The sequence below is a fragment of the Azotobacter salinestris genome (genome assembly GCF_009363155.1).
Taxonomy (GTDB): domain Bacteria; phylum Pseudomonadota; class Gammaproteobacteria; order Pseudomonadales; family Pseudomonadaceae; genus Azotobacter; species Azotobacter salinestris.
On the sequence record NZ_CP045302.1, the window covers coordinates 441,014 to 453,527 of the forward strand.

The 12,514-nt window shown below is 62.6% G+C and carries 10 protein-coding genes; 4 read left to right on the plus strand and 6 right to left on the minus strand.

Translation table 11 applies throughout. The features are described from left to right. Nucleotides 1-332 precede the first annotated feature (332 nt). Genes serS through GCU53_RS02180 form a run of 5 tightly spaced genes read right to left on the minus strand, consistent with a single transcriptional unit; the run spans nt 333 to nt 6,916 of the window. Nucleotides 333-1,613: a serine--tRNA ligase gene (gene serS, locus GCU53_RS02160; RefSeq protein WP_152386156.1), complete on the minus strand. Its 1,281-nt coding sequence runs from the start codon at nt 1,611-1,613 to the stop codon at nt 333-335. A 20-nt stretch (nt 1,614-1,633) separates the two neighbouring features. Beyond that, a complete protein-coding gene (gene crcB / locus GCU53_RS02165; RefSeq protein ID WP_152386157.1) occupies nt 1,634-2,008 on the minus strand; it encodes a fluoride efflux transporter CrcB in 375 nt (124 codons plus the stop codon). Further along, on the minus strand, nt 2,005-3,330 hold the full coding sequence (locus GCU53_RS02170) for a replication-associated recombination protein A (RefSeq protein ID WP_152386158.1): 1,326 nt from the start codon (nt 3,328-3,330) through the stop codon (nt 2,005-2,007). The genes crcB and GCU53_RS02170 overlap by 4 nt, the downstream gene beginning before the upstream one ends. A gap of 13 nt (nt 3,331-3,343) precedes the next feature. After that, complete coding sequence (gene lolA, locus GCU53_RS02175; RefSeq protein ID WP_152386159.1) at nt 3,344-3,967, minus strand: outer membrane lipoprotein periplasmic chaperone LolA; 624 nt, start codon at nt 3,965-3,967, stop codon at nt 3,344-3,346. Between the two features lie 27 nt (nt 3,968-3,994). Then, on the minus strand, nt 3,995-6,916 hold the full coding sequence (locus tag GCU53_RS02180; protein WP_167520020.1) for a DNA translocase FtsK: 2,922 nt from the start codon (nt 6,914-6,916) through the stop codon (nt 3,995-3,997). Between the two features lie 442 nt (nt 6,917-7,358). On the opposite strand from GCU53_RS02180, the gene trxB reads away from it, so the two are divergent. The 4 genes from trxB (at nt 7,359) to infA (ending at nt 10,159) form a co-directional block, all read left to right on the plus strand. Then, on the plus strand, nt 7,359-8,306 hold the full coding sequence (trxB, locus tag GCU53_RS02185) for a thioredoxin-disulfide reductase (RefSeq protein WP_152386161.1): 948 nt from the start codon (nt 7,359-7,361) through the stop codon (nt 8,304-8,306). Nucleotides 8,307-8,369: 63 nt separating this feature from the next. Continuing rightward, nucleotides 8,370-9,050 carry a leucyl/phenylalanyl-tRNA--protein transferase gene (gene aat / locus GCU53_RS02190; protein WP_152386162.1) on the plus strand — a complete coding sequence of 227 codons (681 nt, stop codon included), beginning with the start codon at nt 8,370-8,372 and terminating at the stop codon, nt 9,048-9,050. 80 nt (nt 9,051-9,130) lie between these two features. Further along, on the plus strand, nt 9,131-9,838 hold the full coding sequence (locus tag GCU53_RS02195) for an arginyltransferase (protein ID WP_152386163.1): 708 nt from the start codon (nt 9,131-9,133) through the stop codon (nt 9,836-9,838). 102 nt (nt 9,839-9,940) lie between these two features. Further along, nucleotides 9,941-10,159 (plus strand): translation initiation factor IF-1, encoded by a 219-nt coding sequence (gene infA, locus GCU53_RS02200; protein ID WP_002553999.1) that lies wholly within the window; start codon nt 9,941-9,943, stop codon nt 10,157-10,159. Nucleotides 10,160-10,230: 71 nt separating this feature from the next. Here the strand turns inward: infA and clpA are convergent, their stop codons facing one another. Beyond that, nucleotides 10,231-12,501 carry an ATP-dependent Clp protease ATP-binding subunit ClpA gene (gene clpA / locus GCU53_RS02205; RefSeq protein WP_152386164.1) on the minus strand — a complete coding sequence of 757 codons (2,271 nt, stop codon included), beginning with the start codon at nt 12,499-12,501 and terminating at the stop codon, nt 10,231-10,233. Nucleotides 12,502-12,514: the final 13 nt, after the last annotated feature.

Consider the following 12,514-nt stretch of genomic DNA (forward strand, 5'->3'; position numbering starts at 1 on the left):
AACAAAACGGGGTGGCCCCAGGGTCTGTTGACGTTTTGGCGTAGGCCGCGACGGCGGCCCGTTTGGCGCAGAACAAGGAGCGAGGAGAGAAGTTTGGTCATTCCAAATGAACGACGAGCAACGCTGTGCTGCGCCAAACGGGCCCCGTCCCTGCGGGTGGGGCCGCCGAGGCTGCGCGGCAAATGCCGCCATGCGGCGTTGCGGGTCTTGGCAAGGGAATGACCATTGCCGGCGACCCGGCCTTGCCTGGCGGCATTTGACGCGGCAACGCGGCTCACGCCAAAACGTCAACAGACCCTAACCACCCCGCATTCAGTGTCGCTCGACTCGACCTAGCCGATGACCTCGATGCCGCCCATGTAGGGCTTGAGCACCTCGGGCACGCGGATCGAGCCGTCGGCCTGCTGGTAGTTTTCCAGTACCGCCACCAGGGTGCGGCCGACCGCCAGGCCGGAACCATTGAGAGTATGCACCAGCTCCGGCTTGCCGGTTTCCGGGTTGCGCCAGCGCGCCTGCATGCGCCGCGCCTGGAAGTCGCCGCAGTTGGAGCAGGAGGAGATTTCCCGGTACTTGTCCTGGCTCGGCACCCAGACCTCCAGGTCGTAGGTCTTGGTCGCGCCGAAGCCCATGTCGCCGGTGCACAGGGCCAGCACGCGGTACGGCAGCTCGAGCCGCTGCAACACCTTCTCGGCGTTGCCGGTCAGCTCCTCGAGCGCCTCGAAGGACTTGGCCGGCTCGACGATCTGCACCATCTCCACCTTGTCGAACTGGTGCTGGCGGATCATGCCGCGGGTGTCGCGGCCGGAGGCGCCGGCCTCGCTGCGAAAACACGGGGTATGAGCGACGAACTTCAGCGGCAGCTGTTTGGCATCGAGGATCTCGCCGGCCACGATGTTGGTCAGCGACACCTCGGCGGTGGGGATCAGGTAGAAATCGGCCTCGCCCTCGCGGCTGATCTTGAACAGATCCTCCTCGAACTTCGGCAGCTGGCCGGTGCCCTGCAGGGCCGGGGCCTGCACCAGGTAGGGGGTGTAGGCTTCCTCGTAGCCGTGCTCGCTCGTGTGCAGGTCGAGCATGAACTGCGCCAGGGCCCGGTGCAGCCGGGCGATGGGGCCGCGCATCAGCGCGAAGCGGGCACCGGAAAGCTTGGCCGCGGTCTCGAAGTCCAGCCAGCCATGGCGCTCGCCGAGGGCGACATGGTCCTTGATCTCGAAATCGAAAGTATGCGGAGTGCCCCAGCGGCGCACCTCCACGTTGCCCTCCTCGTCGGCACCGACCGGCACCGACTCGTGCGGCAGGTTGGGAATGCTCAGCATCAGAGCGTCGAGTTCGGCCTGGATGGCTTCCAGCTCGCGCTTGCCGGCCTCCAGATCGCTGCCCATGCGGTCGACCTCGGCCAGCAGCGGCGCGATGTCCTCGCCGCGCGATTTGGCCTGACCGATGGCCTTGGAGCGGGCGTTGCGCTCGGCCTGCAGCTGTTCGGTGCGGGTTTGCACGGCCTTGCGCTGGGCTTCGAGGCTCTCGAGACGCGCCACGTCCAGTTGGAAGCCACGGGTTGCCAGGCGGTCCGCAATCTCCTGCAGTTGGGTACGAACCAGTTTGGAGTCGAGCATGGGATGTTCTCGTCTATCGGTCAGAGCTTGGTGAGTGTCAGGCCGGCCCAGGTGGCGAGCAGACCGCCCAGCACGCTGAGCGCCAGGTAGCCGAAGGCCAGCGGGGCCTGGCCGCTTTCCAGCAGGCGCAGCGTGTCGAGGGAAAAGGATGAAAAGGTGGTCAGGCCGCCGAGAAAGCCGACGACCAGCCCGGCCCGCAGCGCCAGCGGCACTTCGGGACGCATCAGGAGCTGGCCATAGAGATAGCCGATCAGCAGGCAGCCGACAATGTTGACGACCAGGGTGGCGGCATAGAAATGCTGCGGCCAGTGCGCCGTTACCCAGTTGCTGGTGGCGAAGCGCAGCAGGCAGCCGAGCGCGCCGCCCGCAGCCACCGCCAAGGTCACGCCAATCATGGCTTTCTCCTCTGCCAAGGACTGGCGCGGTCGAGTTCGGCCAGATGCTGCAGCTTGTCGCGGATCTTCAGCTCCAGGCCACGCGGTACCGGCTGGTAGTAACGGCGCGGCTCCAAGTTTTCGGGGAAGTAGTCCTCGCCGGCGGCATAGGCCTCCGGCTCGTCATGGGCGTAGCGGTATTCCTCGCCGTAGCCCAGCTCCTTCATCAGCCTGGTCGGCGCGTTGCGCAGGTGCAGCGGCACCTCCAGCGAGCCCTGCTGCGCGGCATCGGCCATGGCTGCCTTGAAGGCGCTGTAGACGGCGTTGCTCTTCGGCGCACAGGCCAGGTAGACGATGGCCTGGGCCAGCGCCAGCTCGCCCTCGGGGCTGCCCAGACGCTCCTGCACGTCCCAGGCCGCCAGACACAGGGGTAGCGCTCGCGGATCGGCATTGCCAATGTCCTCGCTGGCCATGCGCACCACGCGGCGGGCGAGGTACAGCGGATCGCAGCCGCCATCGAGCATTCGCGCGAACCAGTAGAGCGCGGCATCGGGATTCGAGCCGCGCACTGACTTGTGCAGCGCGGAAATCTGATCGTAGAAGGCCTCGCCGCCCTTGTCGAAACGCCGGCGGCTGTCGCCCAGCAGATTGCCGAGCAGCTCGACACCGATCGTCTCGCCATCCTCGACCAGATCGGCGGCGTTCTCCAGCAGATTGAGCAGGCGCCGTCCGTCGCCGTCGGCTGCCGCCAGCAGCGTCTGGAGACCGTCCTCCGGCAGGCTCAGGCGGCGTCCTCCCAGCCCGCGCTCCTCGCCCAGGGCGCGCCCGGCCAGCCGGCGCAGGGCCGCCTCGTCCAGACTCTTAAGCACGTAGACGCGGGCCCGCGAGAGCAGCGCATTGTTCAACTCGAAGGAGGGGTTCTCGGTGGTGGCGCCGATGAAGACCAGGGTGCCGTCTTCCACGTACGGCAGGAAGGCGTCCTGTTGCGACTTGTTGAAGCGGTGCACCTCGTCGACGAAGAGGATCGTTCGCCGGCCGTGCTGGGCCGCCTGCTGACGCGCGACTTCGACCGCCTGGCGAATCTCCCTGACGCCGGCAAGCACCGCGGAGATTGTCTCGAAATGCGCGTCAGTGACTTTCGCCAGCAGCCGCGCCAGGGTGGTCTTGCCGACCCCGGGCGGCCCCCAGAAGATCATCGAATGCAGGGCACCCTGCTCCAGCGCCTCGCGCAGCGGCTTGCCACGGGCCAGCAGATGCTCCTGACCGACATATTCGTCCAGGCTGGTCGGGCGCAGACGCGCGGCCAGGGGCTGGGCGGGAGGGTCGGCGCGAAACAGGTCCATGGGCTTGGCCGGATCACTCCTGAATGACGTCGGTGCCTTCCGGCACCTTGAAATCGAACTGCGCGGTATCGAGCAACTGGTTCATCTTCACCCCGAAGAACAGGATGTTGGTACGCTGGCCGACCCCGTCGATCAGTTGCATGTCGTTGACCACACCCTCACGGAAAGACAGGCGCAGGTTGTCGAACAGGGTGTCCTTGGCCTTCGGCTTGAGGATGAAATCCACCACGCCGCCGGCTTCCTTGTGGGTGATCTCGAAATTCTCGCCGATCTTCGAGATATCGCCGGAGAGCAGCAGTGCCGGGGTATGGGTCAGGCGCTGGTCGAGGCTGCGGATGGTCACCTGCTCCAGGTCCGGGTCGTAGAGCCAGACCGTCTTGCCATTGGACACCAGAAGCTGCTCCTGCGGCGCATCGGTATGCCAGCGGAACAGCCCCGGGCGCTTCAGCGCCATCTCGCCGGAGGTTTCCTGCAACTGGGTGCCGGAGCCGTCGAGGGTGAGCTGGGAGAAGCGCGCGGTCAGGGTCTGTGCCCGGTCAAGCAACTGGGTCAGGCGCTGGATCGAGCGCTCGTCGGCCTGCGCCGGCAGCAGGACGAAAGTGACAGCGGACAGCAACAGCATGCGGAAAAGGCGCATGACAATCCTCATGGGAGCGTTGGGAAATCAGTCGCGAACCGGTGCGGGAGCGATTACTTCCCGCGAGCCGTTGGTGTTCATCGAGGACACCACACCCGCCATCTCCATGGCTTCGATCATCCGTGCCGCGCGGTTATAGCCGATTTTCAGCTTGCGCTGTACCGCCGAGATCGAGGCGCGCCGACTTTCCGTCACGAAGCGCACGGCCTCGTCGTACAGCGGATCCTCCTCGCTGCCCTCGCCGCCATCGCTGCCGCCCTCGAAGCCAATGCCGCTCTCCTCGGCGCCGGCGAGAATATCCTCGACGTAGTCCGGCGCACCGCGCTGTTTCCAGGCCTCGACGACGCGATGCACCTCGTCGTCGGAGACGAAGGCGCCGTGCACGCGGATCGGCAGACCGGTACCGGGCGGCAGGTAGAGCATGTCGCCGTGGCCGAGCAGCTGCTCGGCGCCGCCCTGGTCGAGGATGGTGCGCGAATCGATCTTGCTCGATACCTGGAAGGCCATGCGGGTCGGGATATTGGCCTTGATCAGGCCGGTGATCACATCCACCGAGGGGCGCTGGGTCGCCAGGATCAGGTGGATGCCGGCGGCCCGGGCCTTCTGGGCGATGCGCGCGATCAGTTCCTCGACCTTCTTGCCGACGATCATCATCATGTCGGCGAACTCGTCGACCACCACCACGATGGTCGGCAGCGGCTGTAGCAGCGGCGGCTCGTCGTCCATGCTCTCGCGTCGATACAGCGGATCATAGAGCGGTGTGCCGGCCTCCTCGGCATCCTTCACCTTGCGGTTGAAGCCGGCCAGGTTGCGCACGCCCATGGCCGCCATCAGCTTGTAGCGGCGCTCCATCTCGGCCACGCTCCAGCGCAGGGCGTTGGCCGCCTCCTTCATGTCGGTCACCACCGGACAGAGCAGATGGGGAATGCCCTCGTAGATCGACAGCTCGAGCATCTTCGGGTCGATCATGATCAGGCGCGCCTCTTGAGGCGTCGACTTGAAGAGAATCGACAGGATCATCGCGTTGACCCCGACCGACTTGCCGGAACCGGTGGTACCGGCCACCAGCAGGTGGGGCATCTTCGCCAGGTCGGCAATGATCGGCTTGCCGCCGATGTCGTGGCCCAGCGCCAGAGTGACCGGAGACTTGGCCTCCTCGTACTCGGTGGACATCAGCACCTCGGAGAAGCGCACGATCTGCCGGTCCTCGTTGGGCACTTCGATGCCCACCGTGGTCTTGCCGGGAATGACCTCGACTACCCGCACGCTGATCATCGCCATCGAACGGGCCAGGTCTTTGGCCAGGTTGGAAATCCGGCTGACCTTGACGCCCGGAGCCAGCTGGATCTCGAAGCGAGTGATCACCGGGCCTGGATGTACGGACTCGACGCGCACCTCGACGCCGAATTCCTTGAGCTTGATCTCGAGCAGACGAGACAACGCCTCAAGCGACTCGGCCGAGTAGTCCTGCGACTTCTCCTCGGGAGCATCCAGCAGGGAAAGCGGTGGCAGGGTTCCCTCCAGGACAGTGTCGACGAGCGAAGCGGGCCTTTCCCGAAACGCGGATACGGGCACAGGTTGCGGTCGGGGCTCCATGGCGAGGGTTTCCGAGAGCGGCGTGATGACCGGTGCCGGCCGACGCTCCGGCTCGGCTACAGGCCGGATCGTGGAGACCAGCTCCGGCTCGCTGCGTGGCTGGCGCTCGACAGCCGGTGTCGTGAGCGCAGGCTTGGGCTCGTCGAAACGCGGGGGAGCGGCTGACGACGTTTCCTCGAAAGCGTCCTGCTGGAAGTCCAGCGACAGGCCGTCGAACTCATTGAACTCCTCGGACCAGGCCGGGACCGTCTCGGGTTCGTTGCGAGGCTGATGGTTTGGCGTGGCGGGCTCAAGGTCGACACGGGGCTGCTGAGGCGTAGCCAGCCCGGGCTCGATACGGGACTTGAGCGAAGCGACCTCGGGCTCGACGCGCGGCTTGGGCATCTCGATCCCTGGCTCGATACGAGGCCTGGGCGTGGCAACTTCAGGCTCGATGCGTGGCTTCGGCGCTGCGCCCATGAGCTCGCTACGAGGCTTGCGCGACGGGGAGGACTCCGGCGGACGCTGGAATCTGGCCGGAACATCCACGATGGCTGCGGTGCGGCGCCGAGCTGCAGGCTTGATCGTGGCCGGCTCTTCGTGCACCTCGACCAGCGGCTCCGCGATGCGCGGTTCGGCCACCTGGAACGACTCGCCCCTAGGCTCATCGGCCATGCGGGGCTTGACCGGTCTCTCGGCTTCGCGCAGCTGGGCAACCAGTCGTCTGCGCTCGGCCAGGGTCCCCCACCAACGCCCGACGGCGCCCTGCACCAACTCGAACAAATCGAGGGTGATCTTGCCAGTCAGATCCATGACCCTGAACCAGGACAGATCGGCGAACACTGTCAGTCCGAAAAGGAACAGCGAGAGGAACATCAGCGTGCTGCCCTGCACGTTGAGCGCGTCCAGAGCGAGTTTGCCTAAAACCGAGCCCAAGGCACCGCCGGTAGAGGCTGGCAGATCAGTGGCGGAATGGAAATGAATGTACGCCAGCGCGGAGCCCGCAGGGATCAGGATCGCCAGGCCGGTCAGGCGCCATGAAAACAGCCAGCCATTCCAAGGCCAAGGCTCATGACGTGCCCGGAACGCCTGAGCCGTCTTGATCACCAGCAGCAGGGGAAAGAGGTAGGCGAAATAGCCAAGGGCCATGAACAGGATGTCGGCGAGCCAGGCGCCTGCCCGACCCGCAGAATTCTGCACCTGCGCCACATTGCTGCTGTGACTCCAGCCGGGATCGGACGAATCGTAGCTCAGCAGCGCCATCCAGAGGTACAGGCAGAGCGCACTCAAGGCGATCAGGGCACCTTCCTTGAGGCGTGAACTCAGCTGTTGCTGCCACGCCGGAAGCCGTACTTTTGTAGAGGATTTCTTCAAAACGCTTCTTTTCCTGCGCCAACGGCGCGTTCCATCCAGGTTACGTGTCGGTCGAGAGCCAAGCGCACGGCAGCGACGGCTGAGGCCTTAGTTGAGCCACAGTCACGCTCAGTGTTGTAGCCAGACTCAGACTACTCATTTATGAGGAATGAATTCCATGCCTCAAGCCGGATTTCGTCTTTACCGTCTGAGCCTGCCTTCGTGGCGTCCTTGACTCCAGCCTGTCGTCGATACGCCCGGCTATTCCTAGTCAGGAATGACAATACCGGCTCTTTGAGAATCCCCTATTGTACGATTTTGCCTATCCGATGCCATGCAGAGGGCCTTCCTCCCCTTTTTGCCGACCTCTCGTGCTTCGGTGTAGCATAGTCGACCATCATTGCCATGCTGCTTTATTGGAGCATGCATTTTCTTTTGTGACAAAGGCTTACGGGGACTTTTTATGAATGATGTCAAGCATTCGCGGCTGATCATCCTGGGCTCCGGCCCAGCTGGCTATACTGCTGCCGTCTATGCTGCACGCGCCAATCTGAAGCCCCTGCTGATCACCGGCATCCAGCCCGGCGGCCAACTGACCACGACCACCGAAGTGGACAACTGGCCCGGCGACGTCGAAGGCTTGACCGGCCCCGGCCTGATGGAGCGCATGCAGAAACATGCCGAGCGCTTCGACACCGAGATCGCCTACGACCACATCCATACTGCCAAGTTGCAGCAGCGCCCCTTCACCCTGATCGGCGACACTGCGACCTACACCTGTGACGCGCTGATCATCGCCACGGGAGCCTCGGCCCAGTACCTCGGCCTGCCCTCCGAGGAAGCATTCTCCGGCAAGGGCGTTTCCGCCTGCGCCACCTGCGATGGCTTCTTCTATCGCAATCAGGTGGTTTGCGTGATCGGCGGTGGCAATACTGCGGTGGAAGAGGCCTTATATCTGTCAAATATTGCCAAGGAGGTCCACCTGATCCATCGCCGTGACAAGTTGCGCGCCGAGAAGATCCTGCAGGACAAGCTCTTCGAGAAGGCCCGGAACGGCAATATTCGCCTGCATTGGAACCAGACCCTGGACGAAGTGCTCGGCGACGCCTCCGGAGTAACCGGCGTACGCCTGAAGGACACACTGAGCGGGACCACCGAGACGCTGCCCCTGACCGGCGTCTTCATCGCCATCGGTCACAAGCCCAATACAGAACTATTCCAGGGCCAGCTTGAGATGCACGATGGCTACTTGACGATCAAGGGCGGCAGCTCGGGTGATGCCACCGCCACCAGCATCGAAGGCATTTTCGCTGCTGGCGATGTAGCCGACCATGTCTATCGCCAAGCCATCACCTCGGCAGGCGCCGGCTGCATGGCTGCCCTGGATGCCGAGCGCTATCTGGACAGCTGATCGACTCGGCGGGCTTCGGCCCGCCCCTCCTCCATTCATAACTGCTCACACTGCGGCGTCAACATGCTGACTTGTCTGCAACGCGACAGCCTGAACTTCCCCCCCTTGGAGAGAGCCTTGCGCGACCCCAATGGCCTGCTGGCTGTTGGAGGCGACCTCTCGTCCGAACGCCTGATCCAGGCCTACCGGCATGGCTGCTTTCCCTGGTACCAGGCGGGACAACCCATTCTCTGGTGGTCGCCGGACCCACGCACCGTGCTGTTTCCTCATGAGCTGCATGTCTCCCGCAGCCTTCGCAAAGTCCTCCGCCAGGAGCGCTTTCAAGTGTCCTTCGATCGAGACTTTTCCGCCGTGATCGAGGCTTGTGCCGGCCCGCGCGACTATGCCGACGGCACCTGGATAACTCCAGAAATGAGAAAGGCCTATCAGGAGCTTCACCGCCGCGGCATCGCTCACTCGGTTGAAGTCTGGCAGAGCGGCACTCTCGTCGGAGGACTCTATGGCTTGGCGATTGGCCAACTATTCTTTGGCGAGTCCATGTTCAGCCATACCGACAATGCATCCAAGGTTGGCTTTGCAACGCTGGTGAGACGACTCGAGCAATGGGGCTTCGTGCTGATCGACTGCCAGATGCCTACCGAGCACCTGCAGAGCCTTGGCGCCCGCAGCATTCCCCGCACCGAGTTCTCCGACTTTTTGAAACGCCATCTGGACCTGCCGAATACGGCTGACTGGGTCGCCTAGTAGAGGCCCACAGCCTGGCATACACTTGATGAGTGCCGCTGAACGATCACGGCACGCCAAGAGCTTTCCGGGGGTTGATCATGACCGAGCTGGCTCGTCTCAAGTTCTACGCCACGCAACCGCACGCCTGCAGCTATCTGCCCGACGAGCAGGCGACGACCCTGTTCCTTGATCCCAGCCAGCCCATGGACATGCACGTCTATGCGGAGCTCTCAGACCTAGGATTCCGGCGCAGCGGCGATCACCTTTATCGCCCTCATTGCCAGGGCTGCAACGCCTGCATCCCGGCTCGCATCCCTGCCAGGGGCTTCTCACCGAATCGCCAGCAGCGGCGCATCCTGAAACGCAATACAGATCTCTCGGTACGAGCCGTACGCCCCAGCTTCACCGAGGAGTATTACAAACTGTATGCACGCTATATCGAACAGCGCCATGCCGACGGCGATATGCATCCTCCCAATCGAGACCAGTTCTGTACCTTCCTGGTACGCGACCTACCCTTTTCCCGCTTCTACGAGTTTCGCCTTGCCGGGCGCCTGCTGGCCGTCGCCGTGACCGACGTGCTCTCCAACGGCCTTTCAGCGGTCTATACCTTCTACGACCCCAATGAGGAGCGGCGCAGCCTCGGCCGCTATGCGATTCTCTGGCAAATTGACGAAGCGGCACGCCTAGGCCTGCAGGCGGTGTATCTGGGTTATTGGATCAAGAATTGCCGAAAGATGAACTACAAGACCCAATATCGCCCGATTGAATTGCTGGTAAATCATCGCTGGGTCACTTTGACCTGAGAACTCTTGGCGTCAACAGCCATTTTCAGGCACAATGCACGCCGTTTTGCTCGGCGTGCCAACTACGTTGGGCCATTCACTGCATACCGAGGGCTTTATTGAATGTCGAAAGAAGACAGCTTCGAAATGGAAGGCACTGTCGTCGACACCCTGCCCAACACCATGTTCCGCGTGGAGTTGGAAAACGGGCACGTCGTTACCGCGCATATTTCCGGCAAGATGCGCAAGAATTACATCCGTATCCTCACCGGGGACAAGGTACGCGTCGAGCTGACTCCTTACGACCTGAGCAAGGGCCGCATCACCTATCGCGCCCGCTGAGACGGACCCAATAAAAACGCCCGGCCAAGCCGGGCGTTTTTCATTCCAACGACCTCTCGTCGCAACTGCACTCAGGCCACTTCGGCGGCAGTCTCGAAATCGAACGAAAGCTCTCCACCCTTCAGGTCGATATGCACCATTCCTCCGTGCTCGGCCAGTTCGCCAAAGAGAATCTCCTCGGCCAAGGGACGCTTGATCTTGTCCTGAATCAGGCGAGCCATCGGCCGCGCACCCATCTGAGCATCATATCCATGCTCGGCAAGCCAACCACGCGCCTGCTCGGAAACATCCAGCTGTACATGCTTGTCTTCCAGCTGCGCCTGAAGCTCGGTAAGGAACTTGTCAACGATGCTCTTGATCACCTCATGACTCAGACGACCGAACTGGATAATGGTGTCCAAACGGTTGCGGAACTCGGGCGTGAAGCTCTTCTTGATCACCTCCATGGCATCGGAAGAGTGATCCTGCAAGGTGAAGCCGATCGAGGCACGGGCCGCGGTCTCCGCACCGGCGTTGGTGGTCATGATGATGATGACACTGCGGAAATCAGCCTTGCGCCCGTTGTTGTCGGTCAGCGTGCCATGGTCCATGACCTGCAGGAGCAGGTTGAACACTTCGGGATGCGCCTTTTCGATCTCGTCCAACAACAGTACGCAGTGCGGCTGCTTGGTGATCGCCTCGGTCAAAAGCCCTCCCTGGTCGAAGCCGACATACCCCGGAGGCGCGCCGATCAGACGCGAAACGGTGTGCCGCTCCATATACTCGGACATGTCGAAGCGCACCAGTTCCACCCCTAGCGCCTTGGCCAACTGCCGAGCGACTTCGGTCTTGCCCACCCCTGTAGGTCCAGCGAAGAGGAAGGAGCCGACCGGCTTGTCCGGCGATTTCAGGCCAGCCCGCGACAGCTTGATTGCCGTGGCGAGCGAGTCGATCGCGGCATCCTGACCGAATACGGTCAATTTGAGATCGCGCTCGAGGTTGCGCAGCAACTCCTTGTCGGAGGTGGAGACATGCTTGGGCGGAATACGGGCGATCTTGGCAACGATGTCCTCCACCTGAGCCACATCGATAAGCTTGGCACGCCGATCCTCCGGCTGGAGACGCTGGAATGCGCCAGCCTCGTCGATGACGTCAATGGCCTTGTCAGGCATATGACGATCATTGATGTAACGGGAAGACAGCTCCGCGGCAGCCCGCAGTGCCTCATCGCTGTACTCGATGCCATGATGCTGCTCGAAACGCGGCTTGAGTCCACGGAGAATACCCACCGTATCCTCGACCGAAGGCTCGATCACATCGACCTTCTGGAAGCGCCGCGCCAAGGCGCGATCTTTCTCGAAGATGCCCCGGAACTCCTGGAAGGTGGTCGAGCCGATGCAGCGGATCTCGCCAGACGAGAGCAGCGGCTTGAGCAGGTTCGAGGCATCCATTACTCCGCCGGAAGCAGCGCCGGCGCCGATGATGGTGTGAATCTCGTCGATGAACAGGATGGCGTGTGGTTTCTTGCGCAGCTCGTTGAGCAATGCCTTGAAGCGCTTCTCGAAATCACCACGATACTTGGTACCAGCGAGCAGCGCACCAAGGTCGAGAGAATACACGACGCTATGTGCCAGAAGATCCGGAACCTGATTGTCGACGATGCGCTTGGCCAGACCCTCAGCAATGGCCGTCTTGCCGACACCGGCCTCACCCACCAGCAGGGGATTGTTCTTGCGCCGCCGAGCCAGGATCTGCGCGACCCGCTCGACCTCGAACTCACGCCCGACCAGCGGATCGATCCGCCCCTGACGAGCCAGTTCATTCAGATTGCTGGCATAGGCCTCCAAGGGATGACCGGCAGCAGAAGCGTCTCCACCCTCTTCGTCCTGCATCTCATGCTCGCTATCTGGATGATCGCCATGTCCCGGCACTTTGGAAATGCCATGAGCAATGTAGTTCACCACATCTATGCGAGCCACACTCTGCTGCTTGAGCAGAAATACAGCCTGGCTTTCCTGTTCGCTGAAGATGGCCACGAGCACATTGGCGCCGGTCACCTCTCGCTTGCCGGAGCTCTGAACATGGAAGACCGCGCGCTGCAGCACCCGCTGGAAGCCAAGGGTCGGCTGAGTCTCGCGCTCTTCGTCATGCTGTGGAATCAGGGGGGTCGTGGAGTCGATGAACTCCTGCAGGTCATGCCGGAGCTTGTCGATATTCGCACCGCAGGCCCGCAGTACGGCAGCCGCGGCTTCGTTGTCCAGAAGCGCCAGCAGGAGGTGCTCCACCGTCATGAACTCATGACGTTTTGCGCGAGCCTCCTTGAAGGCAAGATTGAGAGTGACTTCGAGCTCACGGTTCAACATAGCTTCACCTCAT